A 21,581-nucleotide genomic window follows, 5' to 3' on the forward strand; every position below is an offset into this window, starting at 1 on the left:
AAGTTAACCACTACCCGCCATCGAGCGGGTATTTTTTTGCCCGGAGGAAGTGATGACTGCAACCGAAAAAGACCGCGATGTCCTAGCCCGAACGCTGTGGGGGGAGGCACGCGGCGAAAGCCTGGCCGGCCAAGTGGCAGTGGCTTGGGCGATCCGTAACCGCGTGAACGACGGCAACGCCAAGTCGTGGTGGGGCGAGGGTTATGCCGGCGTGTGCCAGAAGCCGTATCAGTTCAGCTGCTGGAACAAGAACGACCCGAACTTTGCCTATCTGAGCGGCGCGAAGCCGATCCCGTTTCGCGAGTTTGCTCAAGCGCAGATTGCCGCTGACCAGGTGCTGGCCGGTAAAGTACCGGATCCTACCGGCGGCGCCACTCACTACTACGCGACCACCATGCCGAAGGCGCCTGCCTGGACGGCAAAGGCCAAACAGACATTGAAACTCGGTCGCCACCTCTTCTTCAGGGACGTGCCGTGATGACGCTGGTGCACAAACTCATCGGTTTGCTGGTGCTGGTCATGGCACTGATGGGTGGGAGCGCGGCGCTGAGTTGGCAAATTCAGGATTGGCGGTTCGGCAAGCAGCTCTCGGAGCTGGCCGGGCTGCACCAGGACGACCTGAGCGCCATCAGCAACGCGGCCGCTGCTCAGGTGCGAGCCGATCAGGGCAAGCGCGCGGCCCTTGAGCGGCGCCTGGCGGCCAGCGACGAAACTCACCACAAGGAACTGACCGATGCTCAAACCAATCAGGCTCGCCTGCGTGATCGCCTTGCCACTTCTGATTTGCGGCTGTCAGTCCTCCTCGACGCTGCGGATCCAGCCAGTGACTGCGCATTGTCAGCCGGTTCCGAAGCCGACGGCGTGGTTCATGGAGGAGCGCGTGCCCGACTTGACCCAGCGCATGCTCAACGAATTGTCGCCATCACCGACGCAGGCGACCAAGGACTGATCGCGCTTGCAGCCTGCCAGGCTTACGTGCGGGAAGTATCACGCTGAGTCTTTGTCGCACAGCTGGCGGCGCAAGTCCTCAATGAGTCGATCCTTGCTGCGAGATACTGTCTGAAGATCACGCTCTTTCAATCGCAGCACTGCCAATGTGCCGGACTGCTCCCGGAGATTTCTCATAGCCTCATCACGATCCCGTGAAATTTCGGCGTGCATCTCCACCAGTCCTGATATGTTTTCCTTGGCCACTCGCAGCTGTAGCTTGAGCTCCTGGATTTCCTCCTCGAGCATGTGCGCGCAATGCTTAACGGTGTCGAGCTGCGTCGGGCTACCGAGCCAGTCAGAGGTGTCTTCGATTTCGTAAGGATCCACGGCAACGCCTTATTTATACTGTTTGGATATATGGGCTATCCACTTAGCTCCACCAGTGCTATTATAAAATCGAGAGGCGCGCACTACGTTCGCCGCTCTCCTGTACAATTTATTTCCTTTTACTGGAGAATTTCATGCGTTTTTTGCGTTCCGTCCCTTTGGCAGCTCTTGTTCTTGTCGTTGCAACAAATGCCCATGCCAAGTCTGAGGTATGTCATGCTACTTCCGAGAAGCAAATTACCTCTTTATTCGATCGCTGGAATGCATCGTTGCAAACTGGAGAGCCCAAGAAGGTTGTTGCCAACTATGCTAGGAAATCAATCCTGCTACCTACGGTTTCTAACAAACCACGCCTGACCGCAGAAGAGAAGGAAGACTACTTCGCACCTTTTCTCCTTCGTAAGCCAGTGGGGACGATCGACAGTCGTTTTATCGAAATCGACTGCAATAGTGCGATCGATGCAGGCTTGTATACATTCAAGTTTGCAGACGGTTCAGAAGCGAAGGCCCGCTATACATTCACCTACAAGTGGAATGGCAAACAATGGCTTATTTCCAGTCACCACTCGTCCGCCATGCCGGAAAAGAACTAAGGTCAAGACCTGACGGCCATTGAAATACCGGCAGGATTGACAATTTGGACTAATTTCATTGGCTTGAAACAACAATGCACGAAATCGCTCACACTCCGGTTCCAGGTGAAGACTACCCAAAAACTGGAGTCAATTCACAGATTGGTTTAGTTCCGAACAATCCTGCCTTGCCTATCTAGAAAAGTTGCGCTGGCCAGCAGGCTTTGTCTGCCCCGCTTGTGGCGTCATGGCCCCGCCCTATCGGGCGGACCGCAATCGCTTGATGTGCCAGAGTTGCAAACACCAAACCAGTGTGACGGCAGGGACTATTTTTGATAAGATCCGCACGCCGCTGAAGGTCTGGCTCGCGGCAGCCTGGTATATCACCAGCCAGAAATTGGGCGTCAACGCGCTTGGGCTTCAGCGAATTCTTGGTCTAGGAAGTTATCAAACAGCATGGACCATGCTGCATCGCTTTCGCCGTGCAATGGTGCGACCAGGCAGAGACTTACTCAAAGGTCGTGTTGAAGTTGATGAGACATTTCTTGCGATAAGGGATAAGGCTGAGCGGGCCCCTGCCAAAGGGCGAAAGAACAATACCACCAAAACATTGATGATCATTGCCGTAGAAATCCTGGAGCCTAAAGGCTTCGGACGTATTCGGCTGCATCAAATTCCCAACGACTCTGCACTTCAGGTTATTCCCTTCGTACAAGAGGTAATTCAACCAGGAGCGATGGTGCATACGGACGGCTCCGCCGCTTACCGTAGTCTTCAAGACCTTGGTTACGGTCATCATCGCACCGTCATGGTCGGTTCTGACATTCCCGGCCACATTTCCATGCCCGGAGTACATCGCGTGGCGGCACTCGTTCAGCGCTGGTTGTTAGGAACTCATCATGGGGCCGTCAAACCTGAGCAACTTGACCATTATCTGGATGAATTTGTGTTCCGCTTTAATCGCCGGACCTCCTTATCGAGAGGAATGCTGTTCTATCGATTATTGGAACAAGCTGTCGTCACCGCTCCCATCACTTATCAGCAAATCGCCAACAAGAAAAATAAGCAAAAAGGCAAGTAGTGGAGCTAAGTGGATAGCCCTTTTGGATATACAGTAATCGATAAGGGATAATGTCAGCGATGGTGATGCGACGAAGTGCATTCACATTTAGCCAGGAGGATATGGGATGGGAAAAAATTCAGCGTATCGGGAATCTAAGCTCAGGGAGAGAGCGCAGGTTCTCGTGGATGAGCAGGGAATCTTCTTTCGAGGATGCATTGTGTGCCATTAAGGAGCGAAGGGCTGTGACGATGCAGGCGCTGAAGCGAGCTAACGGGGGCAATAAGTTGGTGGTCAAGCGGCAGACTTCATCGACGCCGTTCGCCAGGCTTAAAGAGAAAGTCAATGGTTTCAGTCGGCCAGTGCAAGGAGGGTCGCCCGGTCAGGGAAAGAAATCTTGATGGGGCAAAAATGGGGCAAACCGTATGCCAATCAATGCCATTTAATCCCAAGCTAGCGGTATTCCTGATTTGTCAATTAAGCCCTACACCCCTTGTTATTCGGGGGTGTAGGGCTTTTTTGCGTTAGTACTCCAACACAATTGGCGTATGTTACCGATGCAATGGCTCAGAATCATTACTGCGGGTGGATGATTGGGTGGTGTCATCCTGGTTCTGAGGTGCGCCCCCATTCCCGCCCCGGCCAATGTCCCATGTCCACCGGCCGTCGGGGAGTTGTTCATTGGGTATACCGAGAACCTCAAGACCATTCCTTCCCCCTCTTCCGCCGCGATCGACTTGTGCCGCCTCTCCGCCTTCCCCACCTAAGGCTATGCCATGACCCGCAACTTCGGCATTCCCGCCAGCGCCTCCAGGGCCATTGCCTGGTACTCCTCCGCCACCACCTTTGCCGCCAATAGCGGTGCCGCTACCTACTTTTGCATTGCCGCCAGCACCTCCTTGACCAGTGGCCAGCAGGGCCTTGGGTTCGGTGCTCATTTTTGTCCTCCTCCGATATATCTCCATTGTGGTAAATACCGCTCCCGAAATAATCGTAAAAGGTTCGTAGTTCCCTGACGGATAGCAAATCCAGAGAGAGGCCAGTACGAAGGTCGCTAGGAGGCTCAGGACCTCTATTGTTCGGATCATGTGAGTGTCCAACGAGTAAGAGACACCAAGTGGTGCTTAAGGCCCTGGAGGGGTTCAGTTGAAGATGCCAAACTAGCGCGTGCCAATGTGAGAAACAACAGGGCTGTGACCTCGGCTTCCGAAATCGTCTAAATACATTTTCAGTGACGCACATCAAAGCTCCGTCGCCTTAGCTAGGTGGCGGAGCTTTTCCTGTTTGAGTCCGAGAGTGAATGTCGCGTCGGTGCTATCTGGATTGGAGCGACAGTCACTGGCGACAAGATTTGCTAGTGGCGGCTGGAAATGTGCGGGCGGTGGTACGAAAGAGGTACGCCGAAAAAACAGATTCTCTGAAAGCCTTTATTTTTAAGGCCTTCAGGATTAGATGGTCCAATCCATCATCGGGGCGACGGAGAAGCGGCGGGAGAGTGGGGCGGGTTGTAGAGGCATTGGGGGAATCTGGATCAGAGGGGCGAAGGTGGGGGAGTTTATCAGGAATGGGGTGGGCAGAGCCTCACGCACTTTGATCGATGTGGCCATGCTTAGTGATAACGCGCCGACGCTGGTCGGCTGAGTATCGTGGTCTGTCCCCAATTTCGCCTGCGCGACCGCCTTGCCACTGCTGATCTGCGCTTGTCAGTCCTACTCGACGCCGCCACCGGCGCCGGCAACGGATCGATGTCAGCCACCACCGCCACCGGCGGCGTGGTTCATGGCCCCACAAGAGCCGAACTTGACCCAGCGCATGCTCAACGAATTATCGGCGTCACCGATGACGGCGACCGGGGGCTGATTGCTCTTGCGGCCTGTCAGGCATACGCCAAAGAAGTCTCATCACCGAAGTGAAAAAGAGCGGCCGGTCCGGATGCGTCAACATCCGGATCGACCGCCGTCCCTGCAGATGGTCCCTGCAAGTCCAGCCAAGGCTCTTGCTCCGTGCACAAAGCGCGGCGAGCCTGGTTCCTGTTTATCCATACAGTAAAGGTCTTGCTATCAATGTCTACACCCATCATCCCTTGGATGGGCGGCAAACGCTGCCTGGCCGACCGCCTCATTCCGCTTTTTCCGCCACACGAATGCTACGTTGAAGTCTTTGCCGGCGGTGCCGCGCTCTACTTCATGAAGCCCCAGCCATCGCCGGTCGAAGTCCTCAACGACATCAACGGCGACCTGGGCACGCTTTACCGCGTCGTGCAGAACCATCTCGAAGAGTTCGTGCGCCAGTTCAAATGGGCGCTCAGTTCGCGGCAGGTGTTCGAATGGCAGAAAATGACCCGCCCCGACACCCTCACCGACATCCAGCGCGCCGCCCGATTCTTCTACCTGCAGCACCACGCCTTCGCCGGCAAGGTCACTGGGCAGACGTTCGGCACGGCGACCACCGCACCGGCCATCAATCTGCTACGGATCGAAGAAAACCTCTCAGCCGCGTGGCAACGCCTGTCCGGCACCTACGTCGAAAATCTCCCCTGGCTTCAATGCGCTGAACGTTACGACCGCGGTAAGCGGCCAGCGAACACACCTTCAGAAATCCGGAATTAAGGGCGATGGTGTCCGCCTATTTTTAAGCGGACGCGATCACCCTTATCGCCAGGATTTCCATGCGCCAACGAAGCTCCTATCCCAAACCCTTCAAGGCCCAGGTTGTGCAGGAATGCCTGAAACCCGGTGCCTCAGTTTCCAGCGTCGCCATCAGCCACGGCATCAATGCCAACGTGATTCGCAAGTGGCTGCCGATTTACCGTGATAAACCTGTCGCGCCACTTCCCGCGTTTGTACCGCTGCAACCAATGCCTAAACGGCACGCTGATGAAGCGGTGGTGATCGCACTGCCGCTGGGCGACAAAGCCATCACGGTCAAATGGCCCATCACCGACCCGGACGGCTGCGCACGTTTTATCCGCAGCCTCTCGCAATGATACGCATCGACGCCATCTGGCTCGCCACTGAGCCCATGGACATGCGCGCCGGCACCGAAACTGCGTTGGCCCGCGTGGTCGCCGTGTTCGGTGCGGCGAAGCCGCACTGCGCTTATCTGTTCGCCAACCGCCGGGCCAACCGGATGAAGGTGCTGGTGCACGATGGCGTGGGCATCTGGCTTGCCGCACGGCGTTTGAACCAAGGCAAGTTTCACTGGCCTGGCACTCATCGCGGTTTGGAAGTCGGGCTCGACGCTGAACAACTTCAAGCGCTGGTGCTCGGTTTGCCATGGCAGCGAGTTGGCGCTAACGGCGCAATCACAATGATTTAGCCTTGCTTTTCAGCTGTGGCAGGTGGATCGCTTTGGTAAAATCCACGGCATGACTTCCTCTCCCAATCTCGACCAAATGACACCCGAACAACTGCGCGCACTCGCTGCGCAGTTGCTGTCGAAGGTCGACACCATGGGCCGAAAAATCCATCGTGACGAGACGATCATCGAGCAGCTCTCTCACGAGATTGCCATCCTCAAGCGGCACAAGTTCGCCAAGCGCAGCGAACAGATCAGCCTGGCGCAAGGCAACTTGCTCGATGACCTGCTCACCACTGACCTTGAGGCTATCGAGGCAGAACTGAACGCGCTTCGTCCCGCCCCAACGTCGGACGAAACCCGCCAAAAACCCAAGCGCGCGCCGCTGCCGCCGCAGTTCCCACGTACCGTCATTCGTCACGAGCCAGAGAACACCCAGTGTGTCTGCGGGTGTCAGCTTCAGCGCATCGGCGAAGACGTCAGCGAGAAGCTGGATTACACGCCGGGCGTGTTTACCGTTGAGCAGCATGTACGTGGAAAGTGGGCCTGCCGCCAGTGCGAAACACTGATCCAAGCACCGGTGCCGGCCCAGGTGATCGACAAGGGCATCCCGACCGCAGGCCTGCTGGCGCATGTGATGGTGGCCAAATTCGCTGATCATCTGCCGCTGTACCGGCAAGAAAAGATCTTTGGCCGTGCAGGCCTGGCGATCCCGCGTTCAACGCTGGCTCAGTGGGTGGGCCAAACTGGCGTACAGCTACAACCGCTGGTGGATGCACTGCGCGAAGCGGTGCTGGCTCAGCGAGTCGTGCATGCCGATGAAACGCCGGTGCAGATGCTGGCGCCCGGCGAGAAGAAAACGCACCGAGCTTATGTCTGGGCTTATTGCACCACGCCGTTCTCGGCACTGAAGGCCGTTGTCTACGACTTCAGCCCCAGCCGTGCTGGCGAACATGCACGGAACTTCCTTGGCACGTGGAACGGCAAGCTGGTCTGTGATGACTTCGCGGGTTACAAGGCCAGCTTCGAGCTGGGCATCACCGAAATCGGCTGCATGGCGCATGCCCGCCGTAAGTTCTTCGACCTGCATGTGACGAACAAAAGCCAGTTGGCCGAGCAAGCGCTGCACTCAATCGGCGGGCTGTACGAAGTTGAACGGCAGGCCAAAGACATAAGTGATGAAGAACGATGGCGATTACGCCAAGAAATAGCGGTGCCCATTGCACAGAAATTACATGAGTGGATGCTGGCTCAGCGCGACCTCGTGCCCGAGGGCTCGGCCACGACCAAGGCTCTGGATTACAGCTTGAAACGCTGGGTAGCGCTGACGCGCTACCTGGATGATGGTGCCGTGCCCATCGACAACAACCCGGTGGAGAACACGATCAGGCCATGGGCGCTTGGGCGCTCCAATTGGTTGTTCGCAGGGTCTCTGCGCAGTGGCAAACGAGCGGCAGCGATCATGAGTTTGATCCAGTCGGCACGCATGAACGGGCATGATCCGTACGCGTATCTCAAGGATGTACTGACGCGATTGCCGACGCAGAAAGCCAGTGAGATCGAGCATCTACTGCCGCATCAATGGATGCCTGGCTGATCTACGCAAGGCGTATTCCCCATACGCTTACTTATCTCGAAACCTGCGCCAAGCTTGATCGCGTGCCTCAAAAGCCATGCTTGGGAAATCGTTGACACCGTATCTTCAAACGGCAGGCGAAAAAAAACCGCCTTTGCGGGGCGGTCTTTTTTGTAAGGCTCGGGTTGCAACCGAGACTTGGTGCATCACTGGCTACATTGACGTGCGTTCATGGTATGAATCTTTGCGCACCCTTGCAACGTTATTTTTGTCTTCGGATGACCGTTTGAGTTGGCATCTCTTTCGCACTTAATCTGACAGAATAACGGTTTACCAAAACGATCGATCCCGATACGTGAGAAACCTAAAGAGTAGTCTTAGAACTGCAGTTTCTGGGTTAACATGCCGGCGCTCACGTGTTGGTGCTGCGGGGAGAAGACTGTGTGACCTCTCGATATGAAAGGTCACACAGAAGATATTGCTTGGCTTCGCTATCAGTGGAATTCTGGCCAACAGAGTTACATTGATAGCGACATAGGCAAGCCTGCGCTTATCTGTGCAGGCGAATCAAAGATTGACGCTAAGAGGCAGCAATAGCCTTCAGGATCACTTTGATACCGATCAGCATTGGCGTACTTTGATTCTCATCTGGCTCGCCAATGATCTTAAACCCAAGCTCCTCATAAAATGAGACGGCGGTAGGGGCTGCATCAAGATAGATCCCCTTGATCGGGATTTCCTGGTGAATCCGAGCCGCTTGCTTGAACGCTTCCAACAGGAGTTTTTGGCCTATGCCCCAACCCTGATATTTTTCGTCGACCCCAATCATCACCAACCGTATGACGGGGATACGCGAAGGCAAGTTGGTGTCATCGATGCCGTTCTGAGCCAATACCTTTTCGATATCGGACACGGTCAGAGTGCAGAACCCTACGACTTCCAAAGCAGGGCTGATGGCACCAATTGCACTAAAGTTCTCGTGTTTAAGAGCACGTTTAAGGCTGCTCTTGAAGTACGAGTCGATTACGTTAACTCCGCAACTGAAAGTTTTGGGGTATTTATATTTTTCGCAATTGACAAGCAGGTTGCGGTCAATTTCACATGTTGGCGTCTCTTCGGTCTTCATGTTGTCCTCGCATTAGTCTAAGTAGCGCTTCTGAAGGCGCTGCGGTTTCATCCTCTAGGAGGATATTTCGTATCCGAGCAAATGCTCGTTCTGAAGCTTCAATTCTATTGTGGCTTTCTATAACTGCTTCTGCTTTTTCAAAGGCTGATGCAATTATAAAAGACGTCATGTCTAATCCTTGGAGTGTCGCGGCTCTTTTAATGAGTTCCTTTGCAAAGTCAGTTGTTTTGATTTCAAGTCGTGCGCTTTTCGTAGATTTAAGTGTTTCTTCTAAAGTAGTCATGCTGTGCACCATTAGTTTTCCTGCGGGTTTGAGTTCCTTATAAGTGTAGTTAGTGTCATTTTCGATTTGCGGCCTTGTTGGGCCTTTTGTTCGCCATGATGATCCTCTCAGTGGTGGGCTCTAATAATTGCATTAACATTCCATGTTATTTTTCTTGCTAGCGGTACGGATGATAGCCGTACGTACGGGGATAGTCAATCCCCGTACGGGTAATATCCGTACGGCTAGTGATTCAGCCGGCTCCGATCAGATTTCGCCCAACCCACTCCGCCACCTGCGTAACAACGGCATTTCCGGCACTGAAAGCCTCTGCAAGGTTGGCCGCATCCAGTCCGAGGCAAATCCCATCATCTTCAGCCGCTCGCTGCCGCTGAGCCATCTGATCCCATCCGTTCGGGTGAGCGACGAGAGTGGTACAGCCCATAGCGATCTGGGATCCGGCTTTGCTCGCCAGTAAAGTATTGGCAGCCCAGGCATCCGCGGGGCGTGGCCACTGCTGCGATTGAGACGCTGGAGGTATTGCGTCCACTGGCGCGGCGTCAGCCAGGAACTCGAAGGGGGGCATTCGTCCAAAACCTGCGACCAGGAATATTCGACGACGTTGCTGGGGGACTCCGAAATATTGAGCATTAAGCACTCGCCAAAATCCCACATACCCGCAGTCCGCAAGGGCCCGGATGACTGTTTCAAAGTCGTGGCTATCGTTGACAGCGAGCAGGTTAACGACGTTCTCAAGCACCACCCAGCGAGGTTGAATTTCCTTGAGGATTCGTATGACTTCCCAAAACAATCCGCTGCGCTCGCCTCGTAGTCCTCGGGTGTCCCGATTACTTTCTCGGGCGCCGGCGATGCTGATGTCCTGGCAGGGAAACCCTGCAGTGAGGACATCGACCGAACAGAGGTTGTGGGCGCCGCATTGGCGCACGTCTTCAAATTGCTGTGCGTGGGGAAATCGATCGGCAAGCACAGCCCGGTTGCTGGGGTTGAGTTCAACTTGCCAGGCGCTGCAGTATCCCGCGTTTTCAAAATCCGACATCAAAGCCTCCTATGCCTGCGAACAGGCTGCCAAGGGTGGGTTGGGGCATTCAGGAACTCGCTGTTCTGGATGCTCGCGGCACGCTGGGGGGAGGCTCGGGGCCTTCAGGTGGTTGAGTGTCCGGCAGCGCGGGCACTTGATCTGTAATTCAGTGAAGCCGCTGGCGGCGGCGAGTTTGCGGCAGCAATGGCCGCAGCGTATGTCCTGCATGAAATCGTCCTTGATGGGTCATGGTTTTTCTCGTTGGAGCTTTTTCCATTCGCGATCCGCCGCACGTTTGGCGGTGCTCTCAGTGGCGTACAGCCAACGTAAGCGTTTTGGCTTGCGCTGTTCGCCAGTCGTTACCGGCTTCTGCGCTCCGGTCTTCTTGTCTCGGTAGTACGCGATGACGCCTGTGAAGTCGTCTTTGTTCTCCTCAGCCAATGCCTCGATTGTGTCCTCCGGTAATTTGCTCTCAAGTTCCAGACTGACGATGTAGCCGCTGTCTGCGCTGAGGGAGTGCTGCACGTTGCCCCCGTACCAGACGATTTCGTCGATTTCGGGTTTCACGCCTTCGAGCGTGTAAGTCAGCTCCGGGATCAGTTCCGGTCTACCCACGGCCAAGACGTAACTGAGCGTCGCGCTGTCGCGTTGCAGTCGGTTGAACTCGGCGCGGGCGGCGCGTAGGGCCGATTGCCGATCGCTGTACGTGTGGCGCAGATCCTTGAGGTTTTCGCCGCCACCCGCGATGGCATGTTGTTTTTCGGCGCTGTTCACGTCGTAGAAATAGGCGCGTACGCCGTCGTAACTGTCGCGGTCGGCTTGCAGGTAGCGGTGTTGGTCGCCGTCCGTGCGAGTCAGGGTGATGTGGGGCAGTTCGGCACCGCTGGCGGTCTTTCCGCCGCCGGCCGGCAGACACAACAGGCAGCCAGCCTTGACGGTGACGACGGCATCGAATTCTTCGCCGATGCGGCTGATCAGATTGGCGTCGGATTCGTTGGCCTGGTCGAGCTGCAGGATGGGTAGGCCATCGAGTGAGCCGGCGACGTTACTGGTCAATCCATTCCCCAAGGCGACATCACCCAGTACGCCGCCGAGGGTGGTGTTGCTCCAACTGCGTTCGCGCTTGGTCTTCAGACTCTTACGTAAATCGGCGGATCGAGCGCGAATAGTCAGCACATCGGGCGTGCCGGAGTGTTCGGTTTCATCTACGGTGTAGGTGCCTTTGTCGATCAGGCCGGTGTCGCTCCAGCCCAGCCACAGCCGAATTAGCGCGCCTGTGGGAGGGATGGCCAGCAGCCCGTCATGATCGCTGAGGGTGATGCTGAGCTGGTCGGCTTCAATGCCGCGATTGTCGGTGAGGTCCAGGCTCATCAGGCGCGGGCTGATCATCTGGGCGATGTCGTTGCTGTCCACAGTGATGCGGAATGCCGGCACTGGATACGCGGCTTCGCTCTGGTAACGTGAAAGTGCCTTGTCCAGATAACCGGTGACGCGGGAGAGGGCGACGTCGATCACAGCAGTGCCCTCATGATGCTGATGCCCACGCTGGTCCCGGTGCCGATCAGATCGATACGGTCGTCATCGATGCGCTTGAGACTCACTGTGAATTCAATACGCCGCGGTGTGCCGTCACGGAAAAACAGTGTCTTGGTTTCGCTCAGGCTCTCGATGATCCACAAGCCGTAGATCCGGCCGCTGCCTTCGACCATCGGCCAAGCTTTACCGGTGTTGGCCATCAGCCGCAGTGCATCGAGGCTGAGCGCGCTGCCGGCCAGTTCCGGCAGGATGACGCCGGGCAGGGTGATCGAGTCGTCACCTCGGCCCAAAAACTGCCGGGCAGGTGCCGCGCCGACACGGTTGCTGCTCGCGTGGCGCCATTCGGTCTGGCGTTGCAGGGCTTGGTAAGCAGCGGTCGTGAGGCTGAAGACGAACATGCCCAGGGCAAGCATCATGGGCGTTACTCCAGGTCGGCCAAACGGCTGCGTTGACGGGCTTCTTTCTCGTACTGGATGCGGGTCATCTCGGCGCGTACCGCACGACCAATCGCCAACGGATCCATGCCCGGGGCAGGGTGGATGTTGATCTCGTAACTATCGTGGCTGTTGCGAATCGATGGCGATGTAGGTTGAAGCGGAGACCGGTTGTCGACGGTCAGCAAATGGTTTCTCGCGCCCGGCATAAAGCTGATCGCTTTGGTTGTGTCGTTGAGTCGCTGAGTCAACCCGCTCTGCACGCCGATCGGTTGACGCTGATGACGCTCCAGTCCTTGAGCGAGGCCGGCCATGGTAAAACCGCCCAACTCGGCAAAGACGCGGGAAGGGCTGTTGATACCGAGCTTTTCCTTGAACCAGCCAATGGTGGAGTCGCCGATATCGCCCATGACATTTCGCAGCTCGCCGATCCCGGCCTTCAGCCCTTTAACCAGCCCGTCGATAATCAGCCCGCCGAACTCGGTAAACCGGCCGGGCAGCTCAATGCCAAGGTATTTCATGACGGTCGCGAAGGCCTGATAAAGCAAACCAATGGGGCTGAAGTTGATCAGGGTCTTGAGGATTCCGGTCGTGCCACTGTTGAAACCTGCTTTGATCTCTTTCCAGGCGTCGGTGAAGTAGAGCTTTACCGCGTCCCAGTTTTCATAGAGCAGATAGGCGGCGCCGGCAATAGCGGTGATGGCCAAGCCGATGGGATTCAACATCAGCGCGCGCCCTATCAGTAGCAGCGCTTTACCCACAAACGGCAGTACCTTGCGACCAAGACTCCACAACAGGCTGATCAGGCTAGGGAGGCGAATCCCCAAGCTCAGGAACATGAGTCGTAACGCCACAAAGGGCAGCATGACACCGGCGACCGTCACCATCAGGCCGCCGAGTACCACCGCTAGCCCCGCGATGATTGCTACGGTTTTTACAATGGCCGCCGCTAGTTCTGGATGCTCGGCGGCCCAGCTTTTTACTCCACGAATAACCTCCGTGAGGGATTGGATCAGAGACCGTAAAGGCCCGTCCTGCTGATCCTGCAATTCAATGCCCAGATCCTGCCAGGCACTGCCTAACGTCGTCAGGTCGCCTTTCAAATTGTCAGCCATGACTTTGGCGGTGCGAGCCGCTTCGCCTTGGCTTTCACGCAGGCTGGTAATCAGTTTTTGCAGCTCACCATTGCCGGCCTGATCCACCAATTGGGCCATGCCTTTGACGGCTTCTTCACCGGCAATGGCCTTGAACAGCCCACCTTTTTTCGCAGTGCCCAAGTCTTTGGTTTTGTCGTGAATCTCTTTGAGAATGTCCGGCATTTTCCGCAAGTTGCCGTGAGCATCAGCAGTGCTGATCTGCAATTGTGCGAGTGCTTTTTCTGCAGCTTTGGGCGGCGCTGCCAAGCGGTTCATGATCGAACTCAGGGCCGTGCCGCCCATGCTGCCTTGCAAACCTGCATCACCCAATTTGCCGGCCATCGCGGCGGCGGTTTCCAGCTCGACGCCGTAGGTCTTGGCCATTGGCGCGGCGTATTTCATGGTTTCGCCGAGCATCTGCAAATTGGTGTTGGAGCGGGTAAACGTGCCAACGAGTACGTCGCCCAGTTTGCTCATGTGCTCGGCATCCATGCCGAGTCCGGAGAGAATGTTTGAAGCGATATCGGCGGTCTGGGCCAACTCAGTACCGCCGGCAGAGGCGAGGTCGAGCATGCCGGGCATGGCGGCTTTGATTGCTTTCGGCTGGAAGCCGGCCATGCCCAGAAACCCCTGAGCATCGGCGGCTTGGCCGGCAGTGAATTGTGTGGAGCTGCCCAACCCTCGTGCCTGCTTGCGCAGATCCGATAGCTCGGGAGCGTTTTGATCGAGGCGGGTGATCGCTTGCACTTTGCTCATGCTTGCGTCGAAGTCGATGCCGGGCAGGATCATCTTTGCGCCGGCATACAGCGCCGCGCCTCCACTCGCTGCCGCTGCCGTACCTTTTCCAGCCATTGAACTGGCGACATCTCGCTGATTTTGTAGTGCGGCACGGGCCGCTGCCAGCCTGCGCTGTTGAGCTGCCAATGCCGCCAAACGTCGGGTCTGCTCAGTGATGCTTTGATTAGTAGCATCGGTTTGCTCACGCAGGCGACGTTCGTGCTGGCTGAGATTTTTGGTACTGAGACCGGCGTCGTGCAGCCGAGTACGAAGTCGCTGTAGCTGCTCGCTGTTGTGCTGGTGTTGTTGTTTGAGCTTCTGCGCTTCACGGACGGCATTGCGCAAATCTTGTGTCATGGCCTTGGTCGGCGCGCCGGTTGCAGCCACTTGCTGACTCAGCGTTCGGACTTTGTTGCGTGCTGCTTGCAGCGCCTGTGCCGTCATCTCGGCCGCCGCGCGTTGCGAGCGCCAGGCGCTCACATCTTTTTGCTGCGAGTTGAGTTCCTTGAGCTTGTCGCGGGCGCCCTTCAAGGCACGGGCTGCGCCGATGCTGCTGTTGTTGATCGCCCTCAGTGGCCGAGTGGCCTGATCGATGGCGCTCAGCAATACCCGCAGTTTCAGATCATTCGCCATCGACGACACTCCGCAACCTGGCGCGCTCGCGCCATTCCATCAGCTCTTGCAGGCCCAGCGAATCCATGTCCGCTGGCGCCCAATGAAAGACCACCGCCAAGTCAGCCATAGCGTCCTCTACGCAACGAGGCAGACATCCGTCTTCGCCGACTTCTGCAACAAAAAAGCGGAAATCTTGCTGCCACAGGCCAGCAGATCCGCCGGGTCCATGCCGGCGGCTTCCGGCGCGGTAATGCTGGGTGAAGTGATGCGCGGCAGGATCTTGATCAGGGTTGCCACGTCCATGTTCAGCAACTCGATCAACTGCACGCCGCGCAGTTCGCCCGATTGGGGTTTGCGCAGAGTGAGCGTATCGATCGTGGTTTTGCCGCGAGTGATGGGTGTGTCGAGGGTGACGCTGTTGTCATCGGCAGAAGGGGTGGTTTCGTGTATTTCGGTAGTCTGCATGGGAGTGTCCAAAGGTTTGGGAAGGTCAGAGACCGATCGCGGCACGCTGCTTTTCGAGCATGTCGACGCCGTTCACTTTCTCGATGAAATTGAGCAGATCGATCTCGATGATTTCTTCGTTATCGACGATGAGCTTGTAGTAGGAGCAGGTGGTGGTGATGCTGTGTTCGGTGTCTTCGCCAGGTTGGTTGTCGCCCATCTCGATGGTCTCGTGACGGCCGCGCATGACTACTTCCACTGCACTGACATCGCCGGTGTCGTCTTGCTGGAAGGCGCCGGCAAAACGCAGGGCGATACCTGAAGCATTCACGGCGCCGAACTGGCGCAGCGCGATCAGATCCATCCCGCCGGTCTTCCATTCGAACTGGATGCCGTCGTCGGAGAAACCCAAGTCAGCCTTGACCGGGCCGTTCATGCCGCCGCCGCGATAGCTCTCCATTTTGCGGCCGAGCGGCGGCAGGGTGACGGACTTGACCACGCCGACGTAGCTGTTGGCATCGTTGAACAGGTTGAGGTTTTTCAGTTTGCGCGGCAGGGCCATGGCGCCGTTCTCCGGTTAGCGGTTGATCTGGCTGGCGAAGTTGATGAGGTAGCGGTCGGTGATGCGTTGACGCAGGGTCAGGTCTTCCAGCGGCGGGATCGGCGTGTAGTCATAATCCAGCCAGAGCTTGCCGGCCTTGAGGGTGTCTTTGGTATTGATGTCTTCGGGATACCAGCAGCCCCCGCCGACCAGATACCCTGCCGCGACCTTGGTGCGAAATTCGGCGTTGACCGCCTCGATCATGTCGCGCACCAGTGAGGCGTGCATGGGCTTGTCCATCGCCCACATCTGCGCGCCGGCCATGGTGTCGGCCAACACTTGCGCGGTGCGGGTGTAGTTCTCGAAAGCGAACTGCGGATCGTCGCTGCAGGTGCGGCTACCCCAGAACCGAAAGCCGCCCTCGTTGATCAGCGTGGTGACTTCGTGGCCGTTGAGGTAGTTGGCATCGGTCACCGGGTTTTGCAGATCCCAGAACACGTCGGCGTTGATGCCGGTGACGCCATTCACGGCGACGTTGGATAAGGTTTTGTGCCAGCCGGTTTGCTGATCGATCTTGGCGCGCAGGCCTAGCGCATTGGCCACCGCGCTTGCGTTCACAGTCTTATTGGTAGCGGTGTTCCAGTTGAGGAAGTCAGGCCAGATGACCATGGCTTCTCGCGCCCCGAAGTTGCGACGGTAAGTAACGGCCTCTTCTTTGGTCTGGCAGTCCCAGGCGCTGATGTAGGCGAATGCGCGTAATTGTTGAGCAAGTGCCGTGAGGGCGGTGGCCACGGGCAGCGAGTCGAGTCCGGGCACGCCCAGAATGCGCGGCACCAATCCCAATCGGGATTTAGCGGCAAGCAGCGCTTTCATACCGGTGTATTTGCCGGACTCGGTAGTGGTACCGATCAAGGCGCTGGCCGTTTCCGCTTCGTCCTGACCTTCCTTTACGCGCACGACGATGACGTAGGGTTTGGTCTGATTGGCAATAGCTTGCAGGCTGACGGCCAACGTACCTTTTTCTCCGGCCTTGCCAATGGCGCTCTGAACGCTGCTGATGAGTACCGGCGTGTCCAGTGGAAAGGTCGCGGCATCGGCATCATCGGCGGTGCAAACCATGCCGATGACGGCGGTCGGGATCGTGCGGATCGGGCGTGAGCCATCGTTGAGTTCGATGACTCGGACGCCGTGAAGATAATCGGACATGGAAGCGGCCTGTGCGGTGAGCGTGAAGTCGATGCACAGGTTGCCGCTGGAGGATGATTACTTCACGCAGTGGGCGTTGTAGTCAGGTTGGATACAGCACGCAGCTCTACCGGCGTCGATGCTGGTCAGGAGGTGTTGGCCAATCGATGACGTAGGGGAACTGTTTCTTCTGTTCGATTCGGTTGAGCTCAACGCTGTAGCGCATCCACGTTCCCAACCATTCCTTTTCGGAGTCCGTCGCGCTACCGAGCTGCTGAGCGTATTGCAGCGGGGCAATGCGCAACTGTGCTTCGCGTAATAACTCGTCTCGACGATCGAAAGCCTGCATGGATTGAGTAGCGCGTTGAGCCGGTTCGTCGAGAGCCCACTTACCGCTTTTCCAGATGAAATGTTCGCCGGGTCGAGGTTGGCGAGTGAAGCCTTCGGGCAGATCCCCAAGCGTGTGCCAGGTGTGTTCACTGCCGTCGTCAGTCCGAAAGACTGATCCGCGCAAGTCTCGAGTCTGCTGAGGTTTGCCATCAATCATGGCCCAGACGTGTTCAAGTTTCGCAGGTGCAAGCGCTTTCGACAGTTGCACTGCATTGCCGGGCACTTGCGGGCCAAAACCGGGAATGGGAGGAAATGTTACGGGGCCGGATAATGCGCCGGCGTCGTCTATCAAATAGGTAATCACTGGAACCTCAAATCATCTTGATACAGCCGGGGTAGGCGATGTTTCGTGGACGGGTTTCGGCGTCGCCTATACGGCCGATGTAGGGGGGCGAAAAGTTGTGAGAAACGATGTGCTGCAAACGTGCGCTCCCGCGCGCGACCGATGCAGGGACCAAGGAAAGATGGTCGCCGGTACCTTCGCCGAGCGAAGCAGAATGGGTGTGTTGTTCGAACGCGTCAGAAGTCTATGAGCCGGGCACTCGTCCCGCGACTTTCCAGGTACCGGGGCCTTCTGATTCAGATTTTGATGAAACGACGATTTCCCAGTCCCTCACCGCAATTATTTTGGTGCCACGGGCAAAAGTCCCGCCTTCAAATGGCATCCCGGGTATGAGCGTTGTTTGCGCTCTTACCTCAGTGATGACGGGGCTGCCTATTGTGGCGATGCCGGTAAGTGTGGTTTTTTCGACGTAGCGACCTTGATCGAGCACCCTTAGAAATTCCCCTCGCGCCTCCGGTGAGCGAAACGTTTTCTTTTCGTCTCCACTGCTCCATGCGCCTTCCATGCGTCGCTCTTTGTCCGGATAGAGCATTCCCGAGCGCTGAGCGTGGTCCCATAGCCACGGCCATTCATCTCGTTTGAGCAACTGACCGTTTAAAGCGCCGTAGCCACCTGGGTTGAACACCGTGGTGGTTTCAAAAACCGGGCGCCCCAAAGGCGTACTGTCGAAGCGGCCGACGGGCCACCAACTTCCGGCGCCGTCGCTGCGCAAATGCCACCAATCGCCTGCTCCCATCAACACGAGAAACGGGTAGCCCGAGGGCTTGAGATGAGTGTGAAATTTCAGGGTGTCTTTCTCGGAGGCTTTAACCGTTAACCGGTGGATGCTGTTGTCTTTGCGGTGGACGATGACGTCGCGGGTGCCCAAGGCCGCGTTGGCGGAGGGGAGCTCAACGGACAGCGGGGCAACGCTGGCATCAATCAAAACGATGCCCAGCTCATTGGGCTTCAGGCTTCTGGAAGACGACACGGATGTAAAAACAGGCCCGGCGCGGACCGAGCGATCAACATAGTCACGGGTAGCCATCACCACCGACGGATCAATCTTCAGATGAATATTTGACGTACCGCTGGTGATGATGTGCATACGCACCACTTGGTTTCGACCGGAGCCTTGAACGAGCAGCGGCTTGTAGCTTGGCGCGACGTTGGCAACTGCCGAGAACACGCCATCATCGTCTTCGAGTGCCAGTTCGCGAATCCACCAGCCACCCACATCCGGAGGAAGTACCAACTCGGCGATGAGGACGTTTTCGTCGGTCGCTGAAACGTACAACTGGTTGAGTTGGGCGCGGTATCGCTGATTGATCAGCTTGGTTTGCGCCGTACTGGGCACAGGGTCGGTGCCGTTGGCGTCACCGATCAGCATATAGCTCGGCTGCCACGGAACGCCGAGGGCGTCGCAGTTGGTTTTCTTGGCGGCGCCCAACATCGTGAGCATGCCGCCGAAAATAGAGTTCTGATCAACCATGGGGGTAAACATCCAGTTCGTCGAGGGTGTATAGGCTCAAGCCGCTGTAGCCCCGGACTGAAACGTCGATATCCGGGTTGTTCCACGGGTACACGTCGATATCGTCACCGTCGGAAACGGCGACACCAACGAACGCGTCGAGTCGGGTTTCGAGAATGATGTCGAGGCCGGTCAGGTGGCGGGTGAGGGGCTTGGCGTCGTCGATGAGCCACACCAGTTCCTGGTACATGGCTTCGGTGATGCCGGAGTCGAGGACGCCGATGCGTAAGGTGAAGGTGCCGGGTGTGCCGTGTGGGATGGTCTGCCACCATTCAGCGATTTCAATCAGGTATCCCAGCGGTTCGACCACTCGGCGTAAGGCGCCGATCGTGCCCTTGTGCGAGTGGACGTAGTACGCCGCGCGGCAGGCTGCGCGCTTGGCGGATTCCGGCCATTTGCTGTCCCAGCGATCTACGGAAAAAGCCCAAGCCAGGTAAGGCAGCAAGGGCAGGGGGCATTGGTCAGGGTTATAGAGTGTGCGCAGCGGAATGGGCACGCGTTGGATCTGCACCAACGCTTGCGCGGCTTGGTACTCCAGTGGCGTTGAATTGCGGGGTAGAAGTGGCTGGTAGGTCATCACTCAAACCCCAGCGACAGATCGACATGCGTGCAGTAGGGCGCCTGATATTTGGTGGCGACGATGTCGACCCAGTTCTCCAGCACGACCTTGCGGACGCCCTCGACGTGCAGCGCGGCGTGGACGATGGATTCGGACACCTCCAGCGCCAAACGGCGACGCTGATGGACGAATTGGAGCAGCTGCGCTTCCGCGGCAGCGAGGATCAGTTCGGTTTCCGGGCCGTTGGTCAGCAGGTAGAGCTTGGCTTTGACCTGGTAGTTGAGGATCTTCGCACTCTGAACGGTGAGGCGATCCGCAACGGGCCGGCGGTCATCGTCGCTGAGGTAGGTTTTGACCTTGTCGAGCAGCGTTTGCGATGCAGTGCCATTCCCTAAAATCGACTGCACGGTAACGACGGCTTCGGCCGGCGCGGGGCTTTCAGCGGTGGCGTCGGCGACCTGACCGTCAACGGAGCGGGCGTGGAAGATGTAGCTGTTGCGCGGGCCGGCGGTGCTGAGGCCTTCCCAGGCCATTTGGGCGCGTTCCCTTAAGCTGTCGTCACTTTCCATCAATCTGGGAACTGGCGGGGCGGCTGTCGGGTTCGCGGCCTGAATAATCAGCCGTTTCACGTTGAAGTTGGCGGCAAGCTGTTCGAGGTCAGTGCCCTTGGCCAAGGCCAGCATGTTGGCCACGGACGCCTCGTTGACTCGCTGACGCCAAATCATCTCGCGGTAGGCATTTTCCTCAAGCAGCTTGGTTAACGGCTCCGACTCCATGTTGAGGCGGACGGCAATCTGGGCCTGTTGGTCGACCGGCCAGAGGCTGATGGCGTAGGCCTTGCGCTCGGCGAGGATCTGCTCGTAGTCGATCTGTTCAACGACTTGCGGGGCCGGGAGCTGGCCGAGGTCGATGGCGACGAAAGTGTTCAAACGCTACCCCCCAGTTGCAGAGTCACGCTCAGGCTCAGCGGCTGGTTGCTGTCGACAATAGTGCCCTCAATATCCAGTGACGCTTGGCCTTGCAGATTTGCCCCGACAAATTGCACTCGATTGAGGCTGATGCGAGTTTCCCAGCGCATCAGCGCCATGACGGTGGCGGCGTAGACCTGCAAGCGGGTGACGTCGTTGAAGGGTTGATCAATTAACTCGGGCAGGAGGCTGCCGTACTCGCGGCGCATGACGCGGGTGCCGATGCGGGTGGTCAGGATGTCGGTGATGGACTGGGTGATGTGTTCGACCAAACCGAGGGCTGCGCCGGTTTCTCGGTTCATTCCGGTTTCCCCGTTTTCGCGCTACCGGGCATGACATTCCCGTGCAGGTGCTTCACCAGACTGATGCCGGCTGCGATGACATCTTCGGACACGGTGACCATGCCGGTGACGTTCTGGTTGCCGGTCTGGGTGTAATCGCCCTCATGGGTGATCGGGCCGACGATGTGGATGCCGCCCGTGCTGACCAAGTTTGTAGTGCCGCCTTCGGCCAGCGTGGCGTTGAGGTGGTGCGCGATGCTGTCGTACTCAATGACGGTGCCGTCACGGTAGGTGCAGCGGTGCAGGCCTTCGCGGTCGCCGTTGGCCGGGATGTTGTCGCTGAACAGGCCGGTCAGGACGATGCCGTTGCCGAGTTGGCCGGAGGGGCTGAATAGGATGACTTGCTCGCCTTCGGTGGGTGGGTTCCATTCGCGGTCGGCGCCGGCTCGGGCAGCGACCCATGGGAGCCAGCCGGTGGTGAGCGTTCCGGTTTTGACCTGCACGCGCGGGGGCTTCATCTGGACGGCAGCGATGGTGCCGAGGCGGATGAGGTTTTCGATCAGGCGGGCGAGGGTGGCTAAGTCGTTCATGGCGCCGATGGTGGCGCCACGCG

24 protein-coding genes and 3 pseudogenes are annotated in these 21,581 nt (G+C 57.4%); 9 read left to right on the forward strand and 18 right to left on the reverse strand.

What is annotated here, in order from left to right:
• The first annotated feature begins 52 nt into the window (after window positions 1-52).
• Window positions 53-478, forward strand: a complete 426-nt coding sequence (locus ATI02_RS26990; protein ID WP_100847850.1) for a cell wall hydrolase — start codon at window positions 53-55, stop codon at window positions 476-478.
• Complete coding sequence (locus ATI02_RS26995) at window positions 478-996, forward strand: lysis system spanin subunit (RefSeq protein ID WP_100847851.1); 519 nt, start codon at window positions 478-480, stop codon at window positions 994-996. The genes ATI02_RS26990 and ATI02_RS26995 overlap by 1 nt, the downstream gene beginning before the upstream one ends.
• On the opposite strand, the gene ATI02_RS27000 is transcribed toward ATI02_RS26995, so the two are convergent.
• Window positions 988-1,317 carry a hypothetical protein gene (locus tag ATI02_RS27000; RefSeq protein WP_100847852.1) on the reverse strand — a complete coding sequence of 110 codons (330 nt, stop codon included), beginning with the start codon at window positions 1,315-1,317 and terminating at the stop codon, window positions 988-990. The genes ATI02_RS26995 and ATI02_RS27000 overlap by 9 nt on opposite strands.
• A gap of 134 nt (window positions 1,318-1,451) precedes the next feature.
• Between ATI02_RS27000 and ATI02_RS27005 the strand changes: the two genes are divergently transcribed.
• From ATI02_RS27005 to tnpC, 7 genes and pseudogenes are all read left to right on the forward strand, one after another.
• The gene (locus ATI02_RS27005) at window positions 1,452-1,910 is read left to right on the forward strand and encodes a DUF4440 domain-containing protein (RefSeq protein WP_100847853.1); all 459 of its coding nucleotides are present in this window, start codon (window positions 1,452-1,454) and stop codon (window positions 1,908-1,910) included.
• 74 nt (window positions 1,911-1,984) lie between these two features.
• A pseudogene (locus ATI02_RS27010) lies at window positions 1,985-2,970 on the forward strand (IS1595 family transposase).
• A gap of 1,637 nt (window positions 2,971-4,607) precedes the next feature.
• Window positions 4,608-4,862, forward strand: a pseudogene (locus ATI02_RS32845) (lysis protein); the annotation flags it as partial.
• A gap of 150 nt (window positions 4,863-5,012) precedes the next feature.
• Window positions 5,013-5,516: pseudogene (locus ATI02_RS27025) on the forward strand (DNA adenine methylase); the annotation flags it as partial.
• A gap of 101 nt (window positions 5,517-5,617) precedes the next feature.
• A complete protein-coding gene (gene tnpA / locus ATI02_RS27030) occupies window positions 5,618-5,935 on the forward strand; it encodes an IS66-like element accessory protein TnpA (protein ID WP_095188479.1) in 318 nt (105 codons plus the stop codon).
• Complete coding sequence (gene tnpB / locus ATI02_RS32850; RefSeq protein ID WP_157815118.1) at window positions 5,932-6,267, forward strand: IS66 family insertion sequence element accessory protein TnpB; 336 nt, start codon at window positions 5,932-5,934, stop codon at window positions 6,265-6,267. The genes tnpA and tnpB overlap by 4 nt, the downstream gene beginning before the upstream one ends.
• 49 nt (window positions 6,268-6,316) lie before the next feature.
• Window positions 6,317-7,843: an IS66 family transposase gene (gene tnpC / locus ATI02_RS27040; RefSeq protein ID WP_095188477.1), complete on the forward strand. Its 1,527-nt coding sequence runs from the start codon at window positions 6,317-6,319 to the stop codon at window positions 7,841-7,843.
• Window positions 7,844-8,402: 559 nt separating this feature from the next.
• Here the strand turns inward: tnpC and ATI02_RS27045 are convergent.
• The 17 genes from ATI02_RS27045 to ATI02_RS27125 form a co-directional block, all read right to left on the reverse strand.
• Window positions 8,403-8,948 carry a GNAT family N-acetyltransferase gene (locus ATI02_RS27045; RefSeq protein WP_100847855.1) on the reverse strand — a complete coding sequence of 182 codons (546 nt, stop codon included), beginning with the start codon at window positions 8,946-8,948 and terminating at the stop codon, window positions 8,403-8,405.
• Complete coding sequence (locus ATI02_RS27050) at window positions 8,920-9,231, reverse strand: type II toxin-antitoxin system TacA family antitoxin (protein WP_100848505.1); 312 nt, start codon at window positions 9,229-9,231, stop codon at window positions 8,920-8,922. Before ATI02_RS27050 ends, ATI02_RS27045 begins: the two co-directional genes overlap by 29 nt.
• Window positions 9,232-9,463: 232 nt before the next feature.
• Complete coding sequence (locus ATI02_RS27055; protein ID WP_100847856.1) at window positions 9,464-10,267, reverse strand: DNA cytosine methyltransferase; 804 nt, start codon at window positions 10,265-10,267, stop codon at window positions 9,464-9,466.
• A gap of 9 nt (window positions 10,268-10,276) precedes the next feature.
• Entirely contained in the window at window positions 10,277-10,477 is a 201-nt protein-coding gene (locus tag ATI02_RS27060; protein WP_082228557.1) for a Com family DNA-binding transcriptional regulator, read from the reverse strand.
• An 18-nt stretch (window positions 10,478-10,495) separates the two neighbouring features.
• Window positions 10,496-11,764: a phage late control D family tail protein gene (locus ATI02_RS27065; RefSeq protein WP_100847857.1), complete on the reverse strand. Its 1,269-nt coding sequence runs from the start codon at window positions 11,762-11,764 to the stop codon at window positions 10,496-10,498.
• Window positions 11,761-12,201 carry a phage tail protein gene (locus tag ATI02_RS27070; protein ID WP_100847858.1) on the reverse strand — a complete coding sequence of 147 codons (441 nt, stop codon included), beginning with the start codon at window positions 12,199-12,201 and terminating at the stop codon, window positions 11,761-11,763. Before ATI02_RS27070 ends, ATI02_RS27065 begins: the two co-directional genes overlap by 4 nt.
• A gap of 5 nt (window positions 12,202-12,206) precedes the next feature.
• Window positions 12,207-14,765 carry a phage tail tape measure protein gene (locus tag ATI02_RS27075; RefSeq protein WP_100847859.1) on the reverse strand — a complete coding sequence of 853 codons (2,559 nt, stop codon included), beginning with the start codon at window positions 14,763-14,765 and terminating at the stop codon, window positions 12,207-12,209.
• Entirely contained in the window at window positions 14,755-14,874 is a 120-nt protein-coding gene (locus ATI02_RS27080; protein WP_100847860.1) for a GpE family phage tail protein, read from the reverse strand. The genes ATI02_RS27075 and ATI02_RS27080 overlap by 11 nt, the downstream gene beginning before the upstream one ends.
• Before the next feature lie 8 nt (window positions 14,875-14,882).
• A complete protein-coding gene (locus ATI02_RS27085; protein WP_100847861.1) occupies window positions 14,883-15,212 on the reverse strand; it encodes a phage tail assembly protein in 330 nt (109 codons plus the stop codon).
• Window positions 15,213-15,237: 25 nt separating this feature from the next.
• Window positions 15,238-15,753 carry a phage major tail tube protein gene (locus tag ATI02_RS27090; RefSeq protein WP_100847862.1) on the reverse strand — a complete coding sequence of 172 codons (516 nt, stop codon included), beginning with the start codon at window positions 15,751-15,753 and terminating at the stop codon, window positions 15,238-15,240.
• Window positions 15,754-15,768: 15 nt separating this feature from the next.
• Complete coding sequence (locus ATI02_RS27095; RefSeq protein ID WP_100847863.1) at window positions 15,769-16,938, reverse strand: phage tail sheath protein; 1,170 nt, start codon at window positions 16,936-16,938, stop codon at window positions 15,769-15,771.
• 106 nt (window positions 16,939-17,044) lie between these two features.
• Window positions 17,045-17,611: a tail fiber assembly protein gene (locus ATI02_RS27100; RefSeq protein WP_100847864.1), complete on the reverse strand. Its 567-nt coding sequence runs from the start codon at window positions 17,609-17,611 to the stop codon at window positions 17,045-17,047.
• A gap of 223 nt (window positions 17,612-17,834) precedes the next feature.
• On the reverse strand, window positions 17,835-19,121 hold the full coding sequence (locus ATI02_RS27105; protein WP_100847865.1) for a phage tail protein: 1,287 nt from the start codon (window positions 19,119-19,121) through the stop codon (window positions 17,835-17,837).
• Entirely contained in the window at window positions 19,114-19,737 is a 624-nt protein-coding gene (locus ATI02_RS27110; protein ID WP_100847866.1) for a phage tail protein I, read from the reverse strand. The genes ATI02_RS27105 and ATI02_RS27110 overlap by 8 nt, the downstream gene beginning before the upstream one ends.
• Window positions 19,737-20,648, reverse strand: coding sequence for a baseplate assembly protein (locus ATI02_RS27115; RefSeq protein WP_100847867.1), 912 nt, complete (start codon window positions 20,646-20,648; stop codon window positions 19,737-19,739). Before ATI02_RS27115 ends, ATI02_RS27110 begins: the two co-directional genes overlap by 1 nt.
• Window positions 20,645-20,989, reverse strand: a complete 345-nt coding sequence (locus tag ATI02_RS27120; RefSeq protein WP_100847868.1) for a GPW/gp25 family protein — start codon at window positions 20,987-20,989, stop codon at window positions 20,645-20,647. The genes ATI02_RS27115 and ATI02_RS27120 overlap by 4 nt, the downstream gene beginning before the upstream one ends.
• Entirely contained in the window at window positions 20,986-21,558 is a 573-nt protein-coding gene (locus ATI02_RS27125) for a phage baseplate assembly protein V (RefSeq protein WP_100847869.1), read from the reverse strand. The genes ATI02_RS27120 and ATI02_RS27125 overlap by 4 nt, the downstream gene beginning before the upstream one ends.
• Window positions 21,559-21,581: the final 23 nt, after the last annotated feature.

This window comes from Pseudomonas baetica, assembly GCF_002813455.1.
GTDB lineage: Bacteria > Pseudomonadota > Gammaproteobacteria > Pseudomonadales > Pseudomonadaceae > Aquipseudomonas > Aquipseudomonas baetica.

Excerpts from the sequence above, each read along its gene's own strand:
- ATI02_RS26990 (WP_100847850.1), top strand. The coding sequence starts at position 53 with ATGACTGCAACCGAAAAAGACCGCGATGTCCTAGCCCGAACGCTGTGG.
- ATI02_RS26995 (WP_100847851.1), top strand. The coding sequence starts at position 478 with ATGACGCTGGTGCACAAACTCATCGGTTTGCTGGTGCTGGTCATGGCA.
- ATI02_RS27005 (WP_100847853.1), top strand. The coding sequence starts at position 1,452 with ATGCGTTTTTTGCGTTCCGTCCCTTTGGCAGCTCTTGTTCTTGTCGTT.
- tnpA (WP_095188479.1), top strand. The coding sequence starts at position 5,618 with ATGCGCCAACGAAGCTCCTATCCCAAACCCTTCAAGGCCCAGGTTGTG.
- tnpB (WP_157815118.1), top strand. The coding sequence starts at position 5,932 with ATGATACGCATCGACGCCATCTGGCTCGCCACTGAGCCCATGGACATG.
- tnpC (WP_095188477.1), top strand. The coding sequence starts at position 6,317 with ATGACTTCCTCTCCCAATCTCGACCAAATGACACCCGAACAACTGCGC.
- ATI02_RS27045 (WP_100847855.1), bottom strand. The coding sequence starts at position 8,948 with ATGAAGACCGAAGAGACGCCAACATGTGAAATTGACCGCAACCTGCTT.
- ATI02_RS27050 (WP_100848505.1), bottom strand. The coding sequence starts at position 9,231 with ATGACTACTTTAGAAGAAACACTTAAATCTACGAAAAGCGCACGACTT.
- ATI02_RS27055 (WP_100847856.1), bottom strand. The coding sequence starts at position 10,267 with ATGTCGGATTTTGAAAACGCGGGATACTGCAGCGCCTGGCAAGTTGAA.
- ATI02_RS27060 (WP_082228557.1), bottom strand. The coding sequence starts at position 10,477 with ATGCAGGACATACGCTGCGGCCATTGCTGCCGCAAACTCGCCGCCGCC.
- ATI02_RS27070 (WP_100847858.1), bottom strand. The coding sequence starts at position 12,201 with ATGATGCTTGCCCTGGGCATGTTCGTCTTCAGCCTCACGACCGCTGCT.
- ATI02_RS27075 (WP_100847859.1), bottom strand. The coding sequence starts at position 14,765 with ATGGCGAATGATCTGAAACTGCGGGTATTGCTGAGCGCCATCGATCAG.
- ATI02_RS27080 (WP_100847860.1), bottom strand. The coding sequence starts at position 14,874 with ATGGCTGACTTGGCGGTGGTCTTTCATTGGGCGCCAGCGGACATGGAT.
- ATI02_RS27085 (WP_100847861.1), bottom strand. The coding sequence starts at position 15,212 with ATGCAGACTACCGAAATACACGAAACCACCCCTTCTGCCGATGACAAC.
- ATI02_RS27090 (WP_100847862.1), bottom strand. The coding sequence starts at position 15,753 with ATGGCCCTGCCGCGCAAACTGAAAAACCTCAACCTGTTCAACGATGCC.
- ATI02_RS27095 (WP_100847863.1), bottom strand. The coding sequence starts at position 16,938 with ATGTCCGATTATCTTCACGGCGTCCGAGTCATCGAACTCAACGATGGC.
- ATI02_RS27105 (WP_100847865.1), bottom strand. The coding sequence starts at position 19,121 with ATGGTTGATCAGAACTCTATTTTCGGCGGCATGCTCACGATGTTGGGC.
- ATI02_RS27110 (WP_100847866.1), bottom strand. The coding sequence starts at position 19,737 with ATGACCTACCAGCCACTTCTACCCCGCAATTCAACGCCACTGGAGTAC.
- ATI02_RS27120 (WP_100847868.1), bottom strand. The coding sequence starts at position 20,989 with ATGAACCGAGAAACCGGCGCAGCCCTCGGTTTGGTCGAACACATCACC.
- ATI02_RS27125 (WP_100847869.1), bottom strand. The coding sequence starts at position 21,558 with ATGAACGACTTAGCCACCCTCGCCCGCCTGATCGAAAACCTCATCCGC.